11 protein-coding genes are annotated in these 17,464 nt (G+C 72.2%); 8 read left to right on the top strand and 3 right to left on the bottom strand.

Features of this window, described 5'->3' with window-relative positions; translation table 11 throughout:
* The first annotated feature begins 30 nt into the window (after positions 1-30).
* Positions 31-1,551, top strand: coding sequence for a M1 family metallopeptidase (locus AB0G32_RS16100; RefSeq protein ID WP_361162961.1), 1,521 nt, complete (start codon positions 31-33; stop codon positions 1,549-1,551).
* Positions 1,552-1,707: 156 nt separating this feature from the next.
* Positions 1,708-3,198, top strand: coding sequence for a GTPase HflX (gene hflX / locus AB0G32_RS16105; protein WP_361162963.1), 1,491 nt, complete (start codon positions 1,708-1,710; stop codon positions 3,196-3,198).
* Positions 3,199-3,321: 123 nt separating this feature from the next.
* Here the strand turns inward: hflX and AB0G32_RS16110 are convergent, their stop codons facing one another.
* Positions 3,322-4,548 (bottom strand): hypothetical protein, encoded by a 1,227-nt coding sequence (locus AB0G32_RS16110; RefSeq protein ID WP_361162965.1) that lies wholly within the window; start codon positions 4,546-4,548, stop codon positions 3,322-3,324.
* 233 nt (positions 4,549-4,781) lie between these two features.
* Between AB0G32_RS16110 and AB0G32_RS16115 the strand changes: the two genes are divergently transcribed.
* The 4 genes from AB0G32_RS16115 (at position 4,782) to AB0G32_RS16130 (ending at position 11,334) form a co-directional block, all read left to right on the top strand.
* Entirely contained in the window at positions 4,782-6,500 is a 1,719-nt protein-coding gene (locus tag AB0G32_RS16115; RefSeq protein WP_361162967.1) for an aminotransferase class III-fold pyridoxal phosphate-dependent enzyme, read from the top strand.
* 162 nt (positions 6,501-6,662) lie between these two features.
* On the top strand, positions 6,663-8,390 hold the full coding sequence (locus AB0G32_RS16120; RefSeq protein ID WP_361163169.1) for an IucA/IucC family protein: 1,728 nt from the start codon (positions 6,663-6,665) through the stop codon (positions 8,388-8,390).
* Positions 8,391-8,638: 248 nt separating this feature from the next.
* Complete coding sequence (locus AB0G32_RS16125; protein WP_361162969.1) at positions 8,639-9,220, top strand: GNAT family N-acetyltransferase; 582 nt, start codon at positions 8,639-8,641, stop codon at positions 9,218-9,220.
* 125 nt (positions 9,221-9,345) lie between these two features.
* Positions 9,346-11,334, top strand: coding sequence for an ATP-dependent DNA helicase (locus tag AB0G32_RS16130; protein ID WP_361162971.1), 1,989 nt, complete (start codon positions 9,346-9,348; stop codon positions 11,332-11,334).
* A 291-nt stretch (positions 11,335-11,625) separates the two neighbouring features.
* On the opposite strand, the gene lexA is transcribed toward AB0G32_RS16130, so the two are convergent.
* Positions 11,626-12,405, bottom strand: coding sequence for a transcriptional repressor LexA (lexA, locus tag AB0G32_RS16135; protein ID WP_361162973.1), 780 nt, complete (start codon positions 12,403-12,405; stop codon positions 11,626-11,628).
* Positions 12,406-13,162: 757 nt separating this feature from the next.
* On the opposite strand from lexA, the gene nrdR reads away from it, so the two are divergent.
* Positions 13,163-13,738 carry a transcriptional regulator NrdR gene (nrdR, locus tag AB0G32_RS16140; RefSeq protein ID WP_361162976.1) on the top strand — a complete coding sequence of 192 codons (576 nt, stop codon included), beginning with the start codon at positions 13,163-13,165 and terminating at the stop codon, positions 13,736-13,738.
* Positions 13,739-13,877: 139 nt separating this feature from the next.
* A complete protein-coding gene (locus AB0G32_RS16145) occupies positions 13,878-16,766 on the top strand; it encodes a vitamin B12-dependent ribonucleotide reductase (protein ID WP_361162978.1) in 2,889 nt (962 codons plus the stop codon).
* A 65-nt stretch (positions 16,767-16,831) separates the two neighbouring features.
* Here AB0G32_RS16145 and AB0G32_RS16150 read toward each other — a convergent pair whose 3' ends face one another.
* Complete coding sequence (locus AB0G32_RS16150; protein ID WP_361162980.1) at positions 16,832-17,365, bottom strand: TerD family protein; 534 nt, start codon at positions 17,363-17,365, stop codon at positions 16,832-16,834.
* Positions 17,366-17,464 lie beyond the last annotated feature (99 nt).

Here is a 17,464-nt window from a genome sequence, read left to right on the forward strand (position 1 = left end):
CGGGCGGGCGGGCGCTGATAGCCGTGGGGCATGCCGCACATCCCCCGCAGCCCCGCCCCCTCTGCCCGCCCCGGCCGCCGACGGCGGCTGCGGGCGGCGGTGCCGCTCGCCTCGGCCGTCTCGGTCTGTCTGATCGCCGCTAGCGCCCCGCCGGCCCCGCTCGGCATCGGCGACCGCCTCTTCCCCCACCTGGGCAACCCCGGTTACGACGTGCTGGCGTACGACCTCTCCTTCACCTACTCCGGCAGCAACACCGAGCCGCTGCGGGCCGTCACCACCATCGAGGCCCGCACCACTGCCGACCTGGACCGGCTCAACCTCGACTTCGCCCACGGCACGGTCGGTTCCGTGGCGGTCGACGGCGAACCCGCCGGCTTCACCACCGCCGGCGAGGACCTGGTGATCACACCCGAGGACGCCCTGGACGAGGGCGACCGGACCCGGATCACCGTGCGGCACACCAGCGACCCCGTGCCCCCCGAAGGCCGCCAGGGCGGCTGGGTGCGCACTGCGGACGGCCTCGCCTTGGCCAACCAGGCCGACGCCGCCCACCTGGTCTTCCCCTGCAACGACCACCCTTCCGACAAGGCGTACTTCACCATCAGGGTCACCGCCCCGGACGGCCACACCGCCGTCGCCGGCGGGCTGCCGGCCAACCGGCCCCGCGCGGCCGGCGGCGCGACGACCTGGACGTACCGCACCCGGCACCCGATGGCCACCGAACTCGCGCAGGTGTCCATCGGCCGCTCCACCGTCCTGCACCGCACCGGCCCGCACGGCCTGCCGGTACGGGACGTCGTGCCCACCCGGCACCGCGCGGCGCTCGAACCCTGGCTGGCGAAGACCCCCGGCCAGATCGCCTGGATGGAGAGCAAGGCCGGGCCCTACCCCTTCGAGACGTACGGCCTGCTCATGGCCGACGCCGCGACCGGTTTCGAACTGGAGACGCAGACGCTCTCCCTCTTCGAGCGGGAACTGTTCACCGAGCCCGGCTACCCGAAGTGGTACGTCGAGTCGATCATGGTGCACGAGCTGGCCCACCAGTGGTTCGGCGACAGCGTCAGCCCGCGCGCCTGGTCCGACCTGTGGCTCAACGAAGGGCACGCCACCTGGTACGAGGCCCTGTACGCGCAGGAGCGGGCCGGCCGAACGCTGACCGCGCGGATGAAGGCCGCCTACGGCGCCTCCGACCAGTGGCGCGCCAAGGGCGGACCGCCGGCCGCGCCCAAGGTGCCCGAACCGGGCCGCAAGACGAGCATCTTCCGGCCCAGCGTCTACGACGGCTCCGCGCTGGTCCTCTACGCGCTGCGCCAGGAGATCGGCGCCCCGGCCTTCGAACGCCTCGAACGGACCTGGGTGAGCCGGCACCGGGACGCCGCCGCGAGCACCGCCGACTTCGTCCGGCTCGCCACCGAGGTCTCCGGCCGCGACCTGGCCGGCTTCTTCGACGCCTGGCTCTACGGCGCGAAGACCCCGCCGATGCCGGGCCACCCCGACTGGAAACCGGTCCAGCAGCCGGCCGCGACTACCTCACCCGCGCCCGGGGAATAAGCCGGTGACGAGACGTCCCGTGCCGTGCGACCATTTTCCGGACCGCTTTTCCGGTCGGCGTGGCACGGGCGCGGGAATCTCGCCGCCCGCTCACGCGTTGTGACCTACGACGCGGAAAAGCGCCGCAGTATCCGTTCCCAGAGACGTAAGGATCCAATGACCTCCTCTTCTTCCCCTTCCCAGGACACCAAGCGCCTCGCGCACACCTATCCCGAAGGTCTTCGGGCCGATGCCCTGATGGAAGAGGACGTCGCCTGGAGCCACGGAGACGACGCGGAGTGGGACGGCGACCAGTTCGACCGCTCCGAGCGCGCGGCCCTGCGCCGCGTGGTGGGCCTGTCCACCGAACTCGAGGACGTCACCGAGGTCGAGTACCGACAGCTCCGCCTGGAGCGGGTCGTCCTCGTCGGCGTCTGGACCACGGGCACGGCACGGGACGCGGAGAACTCCCTGGCGGAGCTCGCCGCGCTCGCCGAGACCGCCGGCGCGATGGTCCTCGACGGCGTGATCCAGCGCCGTGACAAGCCCGACCCGGCCACCTACATCGGCTCCGGCAAGGCGCAGGAGCTGCGCGAGATCGTGCTGGAGACCGGCGCGGACACGGTCATCTGCGACGGTGAGCTGAGCCCCGGCCAGCTGATCCAGCTGGAGGACGTCGCCAAGGTCAAGGTCATCGACCGGACCGCCCTGATCCTGGACATCTTCGCCCAGCACGCCAAGTCCCGGGAGGGCAAGGCGCAGGTCGCGCTCGCGCAGATGCAGTACATGCTGCCGAGGCTGCGCGGCTGGGGCCAGTCGCTGTCCCGGCAGATGGGTGGCGGTCGCGGCGGTCTCGCCACCCGCGGTCCCGGTGAGACCAAGATCGAGACGGACCGGCGCCGGATCCGCGAGAAGATGGCCAAGATGCGCCGTGAGATCGCGGAGATGAAGACCGGCCGCGAGATCAAGCGCCAGGAGCGCCGGCGCCACAAGGTGCCGTCGGTCGCCATCGCCGGCTACACCAACGCCGGCAAGTCCTCCCTGCTCAACCGCCTCACCGGCGCGGGCGTCCTGGTCGAGAACGCGCTGTTCGCGACCCTGGACCCGACCGTGCGCCGCGCGGAGACGCCGAGCGGACGGCTGTACACGCTGACGGACACCGTCGGCTTCGTCCGGCACCTGCCGCACCACCTGGTCGAGGCGTTCCGCTCCACGATGGAGGAGGTCGGCGACGCCGACCTGATCCTGCACGTGGTGGACGGATCGCATCCGGTTCCGGAGGAGCAGCTCGCCGCCGTGCGCGAGGTGATCAGGGACGTCGGCGCCACCGACGTACCCGAGATCGTCGTGATCAACAAGGCCGATCTGGCCGACCCGCTGGTCCTCCAGCGGCTGCTGCGGGTCGAGAAGCACTCCATCGCCGTCTCCGCCCGCACCGGCCGGGGCATCGAGGAACTGCTCGCGCTGATCGACGAGGAACTGCCCCGCCCGTCCGTCGAGATCGAGGCACTGGTGCCGTACACGCACGGCAAGCTGGTCGCCCGCGCCCACGACGAGGGCGAGGTGATCTCCGAGGAGCACACCCCGGAGGGCACCCTGCTCAAGCTCCGGGTGCACGAGGAACTGGCGGCGGAGCTCACGCCGTACGTACCGGCGCCGCTCGCCTGACCGGCGCGGAACGCGTACGCGGTGAGGGCCCGCCCCTGCTTTGGCCGGGGCGGGCCCTCACCCGTACCACCGGTCCGCGAGGCGGCGGGTCCGAGCGGTCAGTAGTACGGGCGGGTGCCCGTACTACTGACTGCCGTCCCCGGCGGCGTCCGCGCTGACCGCGTCGTACACGGCCCGCGCCGCCCCGCCCAGCCGCGGACCGGCCAGCCAGCCCGCGCCCACCGGGCCGATGGACGTGTTGGACACCAGCGCCGGATCCCCGTCGGCCCCGGCCGCGATCCAGCCGCCGCCGGACGAACCCCCGGTCATGGTGCAGCCGACGCGGTACATCGTCGGCTCGGCCGCGTCGACCGACAGCCGGCCCGGCCGGTCCTCGCAGCCGAACAGCGTCTGCCCGTCGAAGGGCGCGGCGGCCGGATAGCCGAACGCCGTCAGATCCGGCAGCTCCGAGACTGCGGGAGCCGCGAAGTCCACCGGCAGCGCCGCGCCGACCGTCTCCTCCAGCGACCTGCCGCCACCGCCCTCCTCGGGCGTCACATGGATGACAGCGAAGTCGTACGGGGCACCGTCCCCGCCCGTCGCCCCGCCCCGCTCGATCCACTGGTCCGAGGTCCGCGCCCGGTCCCCCCACCACACGCCGTAGGGAGCCACCTCGTCCTCGGTGGCGTTCGCCAGTTCCGCGCCCGACCGGCCCGCGTCGTTGTACGACGGCACGAACGCGATGTTGCGGTACCAGCCGCCGGTCCGGCCGGCGTGCACACAGTGCCCCGCGGTCCACACCAGGTTGGACCGGCCGGGCCGGGCCGGGTCCGCCACCACGGTGGCCGAGCAGACCATCTGGCCCTCGGGGGCGTCGAAGAAGACCTTGCCGGCCGTGGCCGCGTTGGCGTGGTACGGGGGCGGCACGGCCCGCGCCGGTACCGGCCGCGGCTCCGGGTCGGTGACGCCCGCGTCGCCGTCACCGGCCAGATCGCCCGCGGTGACCTCCGGGTCCAGTTCCTCGGCGTCCCGCATGCGGTCCGGGTCCCACAGGTCCTCGATGACCGGGTTGACGAAATCCCGCGCCCGGCGCAGCCAGTCGGCACGGTCCCAGTCCCGCCAGGCGCCGTCCTGCCACTGGTCGACGTCGATCCCGTGCTCCTCGAGCCTGTCCCTGACATCGTCCGGGATCTCGAACCCGCCGCTGCCGTCGGCCGCGGTCGACGCGGCGGAATCGCCGGCCGAACCGCCGTCCGAGCCGCAGCCGGTGAGTGCCAGCGCCAGCGCCAGGGCGGCCGGTCCCGCGAGGGCGCGGCCCCGCCGCCCGTCCCTTGGTCGCCGCCCGGGGAACGACAGCCGTATGGATCGCATGGTGTGACCCCCCCTGCTGAGAACCGCACGGCACTTCACACTATGCACCCGCTGTGGGGGACCGTCGCCGGTACGGCAGCGGCCGCCTCTCCGCGCGGATCTGGCGGCAGGCCGTAACCCGTTGCGCGTTCGGGGGTTGGTAGCGGTGAGGGGTGGCCTGCTGCCCGACCGCGGTCCCCCTCTGAACAGCGGGAGGACAGAAAACCGTGGCCGGATCCGGGTGCGGGGGGTTGGTGTCGTCGGGGGACGGGGCGGCTGGGACGACGGTGCGTTCCGCCCGGTCCGCCCGGTCCGCGGGGTCCGCGGGGTCCGCGGGGTCCGCCGGAGCGGCGGAGCCAGGGGCGTACGAGGGTGCGGCACGGCGCCGGCCGACGCGCGAGGCGGCGGCGCGTACCTACCCGCGCGCCCTGCCGATCGTCCCCGTTCGCGCGCGGGGCCTCACCGTGGAGGGCGCGGACGGCCGCCGCTATCTGGACTGCGTGTCCGGCGCCGGCACCCTGGCCCTCGGACACAACCATCCGGTCGTGCTGGCGGCGATCCGCGCGGTGCTCGACTCCGGCGCGCCCTTGCAGGCCCCCGGCCTGCCGACACCGGTCAAGGACGCCTTCGTCGACGAACTCCTGCACACCCTGCCGCCCGCTCTCGCCCGGCACGCGCGCGTACGGTTCTGCGGCCCCTGCGAGGCGGACGCGCTGGATACCGCCATCGCGCTTGTCCGCGCGGCGACCGGTCGGACGGGCATTGCCGCGTGCGGTGCGGGAGAGCCCGCCGGGCCGTGGTGCGGCCCCGAGCCGGCTGCGGTCGGGGGGACGGGCGCTGTTGTGGGGGGTGCGGATGCGCCTGCGGGTCCGTGTGATGGCCCTGTTTCGGCCGCGACTGGGGGGACGGGTGCCGTTGCGTGGGGTGCGGATGCGCCCGCCGGGCTGTGGACTGGTCCCGAGTCGGCCGCGGCTAGGGGGACGGGCATTGTCACGTGGGGTGCGGACGCGCCTGCCGGCCCGTGTGCCGGCCCCGTTTCGGCTGCGACCGGGCGGACGGGTGTCGTCGCGTGGGATGCGGACGCGCCCGCCGGGCTGTGGACTGGTCCCGAGTCGGCCGCGGCTGGGGGGACGGGCATTGTCACGTGGGGTGCGGACACGCCTGCCGGCCCGTGTGATGGCCCCGTTTCGGCCGCGACCGGGCGGACGGGCGTCGTCGCGTGGGGTGCCGATGCGCCCGCCGGGCTGCTCCTGGCGCCGGTCTCGGACGAGGACCTGCGTCCCGTCTCCGACGACCGGATGCGCCGTACGCGACGGCTGACCGCCGAGCGGTCCGTCGCGCTGATCGCCGACGAGCGAAGCACGGGCGTCGGCCGGACCGGTGCCTACTGGGCGGTGGACCACGCCGGGGTCGTCCCCGACGTGCTGGTCCTGTCCAAGGCGATCGGCGGCGGCCTGCCGCTGTCTGTCGTCGTCCACCAGGACGCCCTCGACCCCGGCCCCGATGACCTCGGCGCCCGTACCGCGGCGCTCTGCGGCAACCAGCTCGCCATGGCCGCCGGTACGGCGACCCTCGCCCACGTCCGCGAGAACCGCCTCGCCGAGCACGCGGCCGCCCTGGGCGCCGGTCTGCTCGGCCGGCTGCGAGAACTGGCCGGCTCCCATACGTGCGTCGGTGATGTGCGCGGGCGCGGGCTGATGATCGGGATCGAGTTCGTGCGGGCCGAGGAGCACCCGCTCGACGGCGGCCGTCGCCCCGCGCCCGAACTGGCGGCCGCCGTGCAGCGCGAGTGCCTGCGCCGCGGCCTCATCGTGGGCATCGGCGGCCGGTCCGCCGACCTGGTCCGGCTGACACCGCCGCTGACCACCACGGAGGAACAGGCGGCGGCGGTACTCGACCGCCTGGCCGACGCCGTCGGCTCAGCGGCCCGCGGCCACTCCGGCCGGGCCCCGGCCGATCCGCACCCGGGCTGACCCTTCTCGCACGACGGGCCGGTATGCCGATCTCCGGTCGGCCGCAGAAGACCGTACCGATCATCCCGTTCGCAGTACTTCGGTATGAAGAAACGTTTATCCAAAGGATTCGCCTTGATCTCCTTCCCCTCGTCCGAGAACCGCGCCCGCGCCCACGAAACCGTGCCCAGACAGCAGCCACCGGCCGAAACGGACCCCCACTCCGCGGCGCAGGCCGCCACCGTGGAGAACCTGCTGCGCTGCTGGCTCCGGGAGACCGGCGCACCCGCCCCGGAGGACGGGGTACTCCGCGTGCCCCTGCCCGCCAGCGGTACGGCCCTGCTGGTGCCCGTCGAGTACTGGTCGCCGACCGGCCGGCACCGTCTCGGTGCCCCGTGCCTGGCCGGGGCTCCCGGACCGGTCGACGCGGTGACGGTCGCCGCGCTGCTCGCCAGGGAGGCGCCCGGTGCCCCGGAGGACGCCGTCGACCTGGTGGCCCGGGTCGCCGACTCGGTCCGCCGTACCACCGTCTTCATCGCCGACCGCGGGGCACGGCCAGCCGGTCCGCCCGACCTGTTCCTCGCCGCCGAACAGGCCCTCGTCCACGGCCACCCCCTGCACCCCACCCCGAAGAGCCGCGAGGGACTCTCGGAGAGCGAACTGCGCCGCTACTCGCCGGAACTGCGCGGCTCCTTCGCCCTGCACTGGATGGCGGTCGCCCCCGCCGTGCTCCGTACCGACTCCGCCTGGACCGAACGCGGCCGCCTTGTCACCGGCCCTCGACTCACCGCCCGGCTGGGACCGGAACGCGAACTGCCGGACCTCCCGGACGGATACGCCGCCCTGCCCCTGCACCCCTGGCAGGCCCAGGAGCTCCGGCGCCGGCCCGAGGTCGCGGCCCTGCTGGACGCCGGACTCCTGCTCGACCTCGGTGTCCGCGGCCTGCCCTGGTCACCCACCTCCTCCGTGCGCACCGTCCATCGCACCGCCGCGCCCGCCATGCTCAAGCTCTCACTGGGCCTGCGCATCACCAACTCATGCCGGGAGAACCTCCGCAAGGAACTGCACCGGGGCGTCGAGGTGCACCGCCTCCTGCGCAGGGGCCTGGCGGCCCGGTGGCAGGCCGCGTACCCGGGGTTCGACATCGTCCGCGACCCGGCCTGGCTCGCCGTGGACGGACCGGACGGCGCACCCGTGCGCGGACTCGACGTCGTCATCCGGCACAACCCGTTCAGTCCGTCCGACGACGTCAGCTGCGTCGCCGGACTCGTCGCACCCCGCGCCCACACTTCCGCCTCCCGGCTGGCCGACATCGTCCACCGCCTGGCCGCCCGGACCGGCCGGCCGTACGACACCGTGGCCGCCGAGTGGTTCCTGCGCTACCTCGAACAGGTGGTGCGTCCCGTCCTGTGGCTGGACGGCGAAGCGGGCATCGCCCTGGAGGCGCACCAGCAGAACACGCTGGTCCTGCTGGACGCCGACGGGTGGCCCACGGGCGGCCGTTACCGCGACAACCAGGGCTACTACTTCCGCGCGTCGCACCGCGCGGAGCTCGACGCCCGGCTGCCCGGCATCGGCGAGCGCAGCGACACGTTTGTCTCCGACGAGGTCGCCGACGAACGGTTCGCCTACTACCTGGCGATCAACAACGTCCTCGGCCTGGTGGGCGCCCTCGGCTCCCAGCGGCTCGCCGACGAAAGGCTGCTGCTCGGCGTCTTCCGCCGCTTCCTGAGCGAGGCCGCCGCCGGACCGCGCCGGATGCGCACCGCACTGCCCGCCCGGCTCCTCGACTCACCCGTCCTGCGCTGCAAGGCCAACCTGCTGACCCGGATGCGGGGCCTCGACGAACTCGTCGGCCCGGTCGACACCCAGTCCGTCTACGTCACCCTGGCCAACCCGCTGCACCAGTGACCGGCCCGAGCCCGCACCACTGACCGGCTGGGGCTTTCACCGCTGCCCGGTCCGAGCCCGCACCACCGGCCGGCTCAAGCCTTCACCGCTGACTGGCCCGAGCCGGCACCACTGCCCTGCCCAGCCCTGCACACACTGCCCCACCCCTCCGCCCAGCCCTGCACCACCGCCCCACCCCCCGCCCAGCCCTGCATCACCGCCCCCGCCCGAGTCGTCACAGCCGACCCGTCCGAAACAGGAGCGACACCGTGTCACGCACCGAGGTGAGGACCCACGTCGCCGACTGGGGCCCGACCGGCACACCCGTCGGCGCGTTCCGCCTGCTCCCGGTGCGCCTCGGGCGGGACCTTCGGCTGCTCAGCCGCTGGATGAACGATCCGGCGGTCGCCCGGTTCTGGGAGCTGGCCGGGCCGCCGGGCATCACCGAGGCCCATGTCCGCGCCCAGCTGACTGGGGACGGCGACAGCGTGCCGTGCCTCGGTGTGCTGGAGGGCAGGCCGATGAGCTACTGGGAGATCTACCGCGCCGACCTCGATCCGCTGGCGCGCCACTGCGCCGTACGCCCCCACGACATCGGCATCCATCTGCTCATCGGCGCCGCCGCCGATCGAGGACGGGGGCTCGGCACCACGCTGATCAGGGCCGTCGCCGAACTCGCGCTGGACCGCCGGCCCGCGTGCACGCGTGTCCTCGCGGAACCGGACTTCCGCAACACCGCCTGCGTCGCCGCGTTCCGGGGCGCCGGCTTCCGGTTCGGCGGCGCGGTCGACCTGCCGGCCAAGCGGGCCGCCCTCATGGTCCGGGACCGGGCCCCCGACCGACTCCGGTAGCGCCGTCCACCACCCCCGTGCGCCCTGCTGTCCTTCCCTGCGCCCCTGCCGGGCTTTTGGCGGGCGGGCCCTCCCGGCTGCCTGCTCACCCGTTTGTCAGTGCCGGGCCGTAGGGTGGTCGCGCTATGACGAAGCCCTCACTCCCCGAACTCCTGCATGCTGCCGTCACCGCCGTCGGCGGCACGGAGCGTCCCGGCCAGGTGGCCATGGCCGAAGCGGTCGCGGAGGCGATCGACGACGGTTCCCATCTGCTGGTCCAGGCCGGCACCGGCACCGGCAAGTCGCTCGGCTACCTCGTGCCCGCGCTCGCGCACGGGGACCGGGTGATCGTGGCGACCGCGACGCTCGCCCTCCAGCGCCAGCTCGTCGAGCGGGACCTGCCGCGCACGGTGGACGCGCTCCACCCGCTGCTGCGCCGCCGCCCGGAGTTCGCGATGCTCAAGGGCCGGTCGAACTACCTGTGTCTGCACCGGCTGCACGAGGGCGTCCCGCAGGACGAGGAGGAGGGCCTCTTCGACCAGTTCGAGGCCGCCGCCCCCACCAGCAGACTGGGCCAGGACCTGCTGCGCATGCGCGACTGGGCGGACGAGACCGAGACCGGCGACCGCGACGACCTCACGCCCGGGGTCTCGGACCGGGCCTGGTCCCAGGTGTCGGTGTCGTCCCGGGAGTGCCTGGGCGCCTCGAAGTGCGCGTACGGCGCCGAGTGCTTCGCCGAGATGGCCCGGGAGCGCGCCAAGCTCGCCGAGGTAGTCGTCACCAACCACGCGCTGCTCGCCATCGACGCCATCGAGGGCGCCCCGGTCCTCCCGCAGCACGAGGTGCTGATCGTCGACGAGGCGCACGAACTGGTCTCCCGGGTCACCGGCGTCGCCACCGGCGAGCTCACCCCGGGCCAGGTCAACCGCGCGGTGCGGCGCGCCGCGAAGCTGGTCAACGAGAAGGCCGCCGACCAGCTCCAGACCGCCTCCGAGGGCTTCGAACGGCTCATGGAACTGGCCCTGCCCGGCCGTCTGGAGGAGATCCCCGAGGACCTCGGCTACGCCCTGGCGGCCCTGCGCGACGCCTGCCGCACGGTGATCTCGGGGATCGGCGCCACCCGCGACAAGTCCGTCCAGGACGAGGACGCGGTCCGCAAACAGGCCCTCGCCTCCGTGGAGAACGTGCACGATGTGGCGGAGCGGATCGTCAACGGCTCCGAGTGGGACGTCGTCTGGTACGAGCGGCACGACCGCTTCGGGGCGTCCCTGCGGGTCGCGCCCATGTCCGTGTCCGGTCTGCTGCGGGAGAAGCTGTTCGCCGACCGCTCGGTCGTGCTGACCTCGGCGACACTGAAGCTGGGCGGTGATTTCAACGGGGTGGGCGCCTCGCTCGGCCTCGCCCCCGAGGGCACCGAGGGTGAGGACGTCCCGCCGTGGAAGGGCGTCGACGTCGGCTCGCCCTTCGACTACCCCCGGCAGGGCATCCTGTACGTCGCCAAGCACCTGGCCCGCCCCGCTCGGGACGGCGACCGCGGCGACATGCTGGACGAGCTGACCGAGCTGATCCAGGCCGCCGGCGGGCGGACCCTCGGCTTGTTCTCGTCGATGCGGGCGGCTCAGCTGGCCGCCGAGGAGCTGCGCACGCGGATTCCGGAGTTCCCGATCCTGCTCCAGGGCGAGGAGACGCTCGGCGAGCTGATCAAGAACTTCGCGGGCGATCCGGGGACCTGTCTGTTCGGGACGCTGTCCCTGTGGCAGGGCGTCGACGTCCCCGGTCCCAGCTGTCAGCTGGTCGTCATGGACAAGATCCCTTTCCCGCGCCCCGACGATCCCCTGATGAGCGCCCGGCAGAAGGCCGTGGAGGAGGGCGGCGGCAACGGCTTCATGGCGGTCGCCGCCACCCACGCGGCCCTGCTGATGGCCCAGGGCGCGGGCCGGCTGGTGCGGGCCTCCGGCGACCGGGGCGTGGTCGCGGTACTGGATCCGCGGCTGGCCACGGCCCGGTACGGGAGCTATCTGAAGGCGTCACTGCCCGACTTCTGGTACACCACGGACCGTAATCAGGCCCGGAAGTCCCTCTCCGCCATCGACGCGGCGGCGAAGCAGGCGGTGGCGGGGACCGAGGCCGGCTGATCGGTGGGTAGCCTGGCGCGGCACCGCGCCAGGCTACCCACCGACCCGAAAGCCGCTGCCACCGGGGCAGATCAGAAAGCCGCTGTCACGCTGTCATCGGAGTTCAGAAAGCCGCTGTCACCGGGGATCAGAAAGCCGCCGTCATCGGGGATCCGAAGGCCGCCGTCATCGGGGGACCAAAGCCGCTGTCACCAGGGGCCCGCGGACAGCACAGGGCCCCGGAACCGGCGCAGGGGTCCCGGGGCCCGGTCAGGACGGCGGGGCCCGGACGGGGCCCGCGCGCCGTGACGGTCAGACGCGGCGCAGCACCGCCACCACCTTGCCGAGGATGGTCGCGTCGTCGCCGGGGATCGGCTCGTACGCCGAGTTGTGCGGGAGCAGCCAGACGTGGCCGTCCTCGCGCTTGAAGCGCTTGACCGTGGCCTCGCCGTCGAGCATCGCGGCGACGATGTCACCGTTCTCGGCGACCGGCTGGCGGCGGACCGTGACCCAGTCGCCGTCGCAGATGGCGGCCTCGATCATCGAGTCGCCGACCACCTTGAGCACGAACAGCTCGCCGTCACCGACCAGCTGCCGGGGCAGCGGGAAGACGTCCTCGACGGACTCCTCGGCGAGGATCGGGCCACCGGCCGCGATGCGCCCGACGAGCGGCACGTACGACGCGGCCGGCTTGCCCGCGGTGTCCGTGGGCTGCACGGAGGCGGCCTGGTCGGAGCCGCGCACCTCGTAGGCGCGCGGGCGGTGCGGGTCGCGGCGCAGGAAGCCCTTGCGCTCCAGCGCCATCAGCTGATGGGCGACCGAGGACGTGCTGGAGAGGCCGACGGCCTGGCCGATCTCCCGCATCGACGGCGGGTAGCCCCGGCGCTGGACCGAGTCCCGGATGACTTCGATCACCCGGCGTTGGCGGTCGGTGAGTCCCGAGCTGTCCGCCCTGATTCCTGGAGGTCGGCCCGGCATCGAGCGCTTTACCCCCTCGGGATTCGTGGCTTCGTTCATCGCGTGCACCGGCTCGATCCGCCCAGCGGAGCGGTCCTGGGCGGTGATGGCGGCACTGTCTGCGGTGGTGGTCACGTCGGCCCCTCTCGATGGTCTCCCTGCTGGACAACGGTAGTTGCTTTCGAAAGGTTGCGCCAAACACACGTTCGAGTGAAAAAACGCGGTTTGCCTGACGTGATCAGGTGTCCAGGTGTATCGCCCCACGCGGTCCGGCGGACATAAGGGTCCATTGCTGTACCCTTCACCGCCGGGTGGTCACCTCGCGGGCTGTGCCCCAGTCTGCCATTCGGCATTCCGTCGGACGGGGAGCGGTCCCCATCTGTGCGGGAGTCCCACCTCGCCTCCCCGCGGCGCCCACGGTATCTCCGCACGTGCCGCGCCGGTACCTGGTGCGCACGCGCGCGTGCCGTGTCGTCCGGCTGCCGGATGCGTGGCCGTACGGGTCCCGGATTCGCGAGCGCACATGTCCCGGCTTTGCGGTCGCGCACGCGCGGCCCGGCCGGCGGCGCCGCGCCGGCGGACCGCGCGCGGTGCCGGGGGCGGTCCGGGAAGCGGCCCCGGCGGCGGTCCCGGCGAGGGCCCCGGCCGAGTACGGTCCGGTTCGCCGAGGTGAACGGCCGGGTGGCGGGGGCCTGTCGGGGTGCGACACGCGTGACGGCGTGGATGTATGAGCCAATCCCCACATCTAGTGGTTGGATTGCATCAGTGGCCCACAAGTTGTGGTCCCCCCGGTCTTGAGGCCGGTGGCGATCGCCTATGCTGGGGGCTGCTTCGAGGGGCCTGAAGGCCCTTGTGAGGCTATTGAGTCTGCCGTGAGGAGGGTTGGAGTCCCATGCACTGTCCCTTCTGCAGGCACCCCGACAGCCGCGTCGTCGACAGCCGTACGACCGACGACGGCACGTCGATCCGCAGGCGTCGCCAGTGCCCTGACTGCTCCCGTCGGTTCACGACCGTGGAGACCTGCTCACTGATGGTGGTCAAGCGGTCCGGGGTCACCGAACCGTTCAGCCGCACCAAGATCATCAACGGTGTGCGCAAGGCGTGCCAGGGCCGGCCCGTCACCGAGGACGCGCTCGCCCAGCTCGGCCAGCGGGTCGAGGAGGCGGTGCGGGCCACCGGAAGTGCCGAGCTGACCAGTCACGACGTGGGGCTGGCCATACTCGGCCCGCTCCAGGAGCTGGACCTCGTCGCCTACCTGAGGTTCGCCTCGGTCTACCGGGCGTTCGACTCGCTCGAGGACTTCGACGCCGCGATCGCGGAACTCAGGGAAGAGACGGGACGGCCCGGCGAGGGTGCCGGTGCCGGCGCGGGGAGCCAGGAAGAAGACGGCCGCGGGCCCGCGGGGACGACGCAGGTCCCCGAGCCCGCAGGCGCCGCCGACTGGCCGGCGGGCCGGCCCCAGGAGTGAGGACCGGGGCCCGGCCGGACGGCGGCGAAGAAGAGACCTGTTGCGGGCCGTGCCAGGGGGCCCGCAGCACCAGACAGAACACCGTGTCACGGGAACATCGTGGTACTTCAGGGCGTTTTCGCCCGTACAGGGAGGCGGCATGACAGAGACGGCGAGCGGTCCGGCACGGAGTTCCCGCGCCAAGGGCACGAAGGCGAGCAAGGGACTCCGCGTCGAGCGCATCCACACCACCCCGGGGGTGCACCCCTACGACGAGGTGGCCTGGGAGCGTCGTGACGTCGTCATGACCAACTGGCGCGACGGCTCGGTCAACTTCGAGCAGCGCGGCGTGGAGTTCCCCGACTTCTGGTCGGTGAACGCGGTCAACATCGTCACCAGCAAGTACTTCCGGGGTGCCGTCGGCACCCCGCAGCGCGAGACCAGCCTCAAGCAGCTGATCGACCGCATCGTGAAGACGTACCGGAAGGCCGGCGAGGACTACAAGTACTTCGCCTCGCCCGCCGACGCCGAGATCTTCGAGCACGAGCTGGCCTACGCCCTCCTGCACCAGATCTTCAGCTTCAACAGCCCCGTCTGGTTCAACGTGGGCACGCCCCAGCCGCAGCAGGTCTCCGCCTGCTTCATCCTGTCCGTCGACGACTCCATGGAGTCGATCCTCGACTGGTACAAGGAAGAGGGCATGATCTTCAAGGGCGGCTCCGGCGCCGGCCTGAACCTCTCCCGGATCCGCTCCTCCAAGGAACTGCTGTCCTCCGGCGGCAACGCCTCCGGCCCGGTCTCCTTCATGCGCGGCGCCGACGCCTCGGCCGGCACCATCAAGTCCGGTGGCGCCACCCGCCGCGCGGCCAAGATGGTCATCCTGGACGTCGACCACCCCGACGTCGAGGACTTCATCCAGACCAAGGTCTCGGAGGAGGAGAAGATCCGCGCCCTGCGCGACGCGGGCTTCGACATGGACCTGGGCGGCGACGACATCACGTCCGTCCAGTACCAGAACGCCAACAACTCGGTCCGCGTGAACGACGAGTTCATGAAGGCGGTCGAGCAGGGCGGCAAGTTCGGCCTGCGAGCCCGGATGACCGGCGAGGTCATCGAAGAGGTCGAGGCCAAGAGCCTGTTCCGCAAGATGGCCGAGGCCGCCTGGGCCTGTGCCGACCCGGGCATCCAGTACGACGACACCATCAACCACTGGCACACCTGCCCGGAGTCCGGCCGGATCAACGGCTCCAACCCGTGCAGCGAGTACATGCACCTGGACAACACGTCCTGCAACCTCGCCTCGCTGAACCTGATGAAGTTCCTGAAGGACGACGGCCAGGGCAACCAGTCCTTCCAGGCCGACCGCTTCCAGAAGGTCGTCGAGCTGGTCATCACCGCGATGGACATCTCGATCTGCTTCGCGGACTTCCCGACCCAGAAGATCGGTGAGAACACCCGCGCCTTCCGCCAGCTCGGCATCGGCTACGCCAACCTCGGCGCCCTGCTGATGGCGACCGGCCACGCCTACGACTCCGACGGCGGCCGCTCGCTGGCCGGTGCCATCACCTCCCTGATGACCGGCACCGCCTACCGCCGCTCCGCCGAGCTGGCCTCGGTCGTCGGCCCGTACGACGGCTACGCCCGCAACGCGGACGCCCACCAGCGGGTCATGAAGCAGCACTCCGACGCCAACGGGGTGGCCGTCCGCATGGACGACCTGGACACCCCGGTGTGGGCCGCCGCCACCGAGGCCTGGCAGGACGTGCTGCGCCTCGGCGAGAAGAACGGTTTCCGTAACTCCCAGGCGTCCGTGCTCGCCCCGACCGGCACCATCGGTCTGGCGATGTCCTGCGACACCACCGGTGTGGAGCCCGACCTCGCGCTGGTCAAGTTCAAGAAGCTGGTCGGCGGCGGCTCGATGCAGATCGTCAACGGCACCGTGCCGCAGGCCCTGCGCCGCCTGGGTTACCAGGAGGAGCAGATCGAGGCGGTCGTCGCCCACATCGCCGAGCACGGCAATGTGATCGACGCCCCCGGCCTCAAGCCCGAGCACTACGAGGTGTTCGACTGCGCCATGGGCGAGCGGGCCATCTCCCCGATGGGCCACGTCCGCATGATGGCCGCGATCCAGCCGTGGATCTCCGGCGCCATCTCCAAGACGGTCAACATGCCGGAGTCGGCGACCGTCGAGGAGGTCGAGGAGATCTACTACGAGGCCTGGAAGCTCGGCGTCAAGGCGCTCGCGATCTACCGCGACAACTGCAAGGTGGGCCAGCCGCTCTCCGCCAAGACCAAGGACACCAAGGCGGAGCAGGCCGAGGCGCCCGCGGCCGTCGAGGCCAAGGTCGAGAAGGTCGTCGAGTACCGCCCGGTCCGCAAGCGCCTCCCGAAGGGACGTCCCGGCATCACCACGTCCTTCACCGTCGGCGGCGCTGAGGGCTACATGACCGCCAACTCCTACCCGGACGACGGTCTCGGCGAGGTCTTCCTGAAGATGTCCAAGCAGGGCTCGACCCTCGCGGGCATGATGGACGCCTTCTCCATCGCGGTCTCCGTCGGCCTCCAGTACGGCGTGCCGCTGGAGACGTACGTCTCGAAGTTCACCAACATGCGCTTCGAGCCGGCCGGTATGACGGACGACCCGGACGTGCGGATGGCGCAGTCGATCGTCGACTACATCTTCCGCCGCCTGGCGCTGGACTTCCTGCCCTTCGAGACCCGCTCCGCGCTCGGCATCCACTCCGCCGACGAGCGCCAGCGGCACCTGGAGACCGGCTCCTACGAGCAGTCCGACGACGAGGTCGACGTCGAGGGCCTGGCCCAGTCGGCGCCGCGCGCCCAGGAGCTGAAGGCGGTGGCCACGCCGAAGGCCGAGGTCGAGGCGGCCAAGCCCGCCCCCAAGCAGGCGCACACCAGCGCCGAGCTGGTGGAGATGCAGCTGGGCATCCAGGCCGACGCCCCGCTGTGCTTCTCCTGCGGCACCAAGATGCAGCGGGCCGGCTCCTGCTACATCTGCGAGGGCTGCGGCTCGACCAGCGGTTGCAGCTGACACCCGGTAACGCATGAGTAAGGGGCGCCGGCCATTGGCCGGCGCCCCTTACTCAGGTACGGCGCTCAGGACCGCCGGGTGGCTCCCATGGTCCTGGTGAAATCGGCGGGATCGTCCTCGTAGCCGTGCACACCGGCGCGGAACTCCCACGCCCCGTCCGCGTCCCGGACGAACTCGGCGACCGTCGCCGCCGTCGCCCCCAGCACCTCGCCGAAGTCGGTCACGGCCAGCTCGGTGTAACCCTCACGGATGCGCAGGCCCGGGTGGGTCACGCCGACGAAGGTGCGCCGGCCGGAGCGCTGCTGTATGACCGCACCGACCACCACGCGCGCGTACCGCGCGTCGAGCCGTTCCAGTTCCAGCGTCATGACCTCGTCGAAGCCGAAGCCCTTGCCGTCCTGGCTGTCCCGGTTGAGATAGATGGTGCCGTCCGGGGAACGGCTGTCGAAGTGCACCACATAGGAGGGATCACCGTACGGATCGCCCGCCAGATAGGTCGCGGCGACCAGGTCCAGATCGGCCGGCGGCTCGCCCGCCGGGTTCGGGTCCCATCTCAGGGCGACCTCGACCTTGCCGATCCCCTTGCTGAGGCCGTTCACTCACTTCCCCTTCCCGGTAGCCCGTCCTGCCCGTGCACGCCAACTCCCGAACAGCGACGGCCGATTGTCCATCCTGCCACGCATGCGCGGGCCGGAGCG

Source organism: Streptomyces sp. NPDC023723 (genome assembly GCF_040639815.1).
GTDB lineage: Bacteria > Actinomycetota > Actinomycetes > Streptomycetales > Streptomycetaceae > Streptomyces.

Coding starts and splice junctions, on each gene's coding strand:
- nrdR (WP_361162976.1), top strand. CDS start 13,163: ATGCACTGTCCCTTCTGCAGGCACCCCGACAGCCGCGTCGTCGACAGC.
- AB0G32_RS16100 (WP_361162961.1), top strand. CDS start 31: ATGCCGCACATCCCCCGCAGCCCCGCCCCCTCTGCCCGCCCCGGCCGC.
- AB0G32_RS16145 (WP_361162978.1), top strand. CDS start 13,878: ATGACAGAGACGGCGAGCGGTCCGGCACGGAGTTCCCGCGCCAAGGGC.
- hflX (WP_361162963.1), top strand. CDS start 1,708: ATGACCTCCTCTTCTTCCCCTTCCCAGGACACCAAGCGCCTCGCGCAC.
- AB0G32_RS16130 (WP_361162971.1), top strand. CDS start 9,346: ATGACGAAGCCCTCACTCCCCGAACTCCTGCATGCTGCCGTCACCGCC.
- AB0G32_RS16110 (WP_361162965.1), bottom strand. CDS start 4,548: ATGCGATCCATACGGCTGTCGTTCCCCGGGCGGCGACCAAGGGACGGG.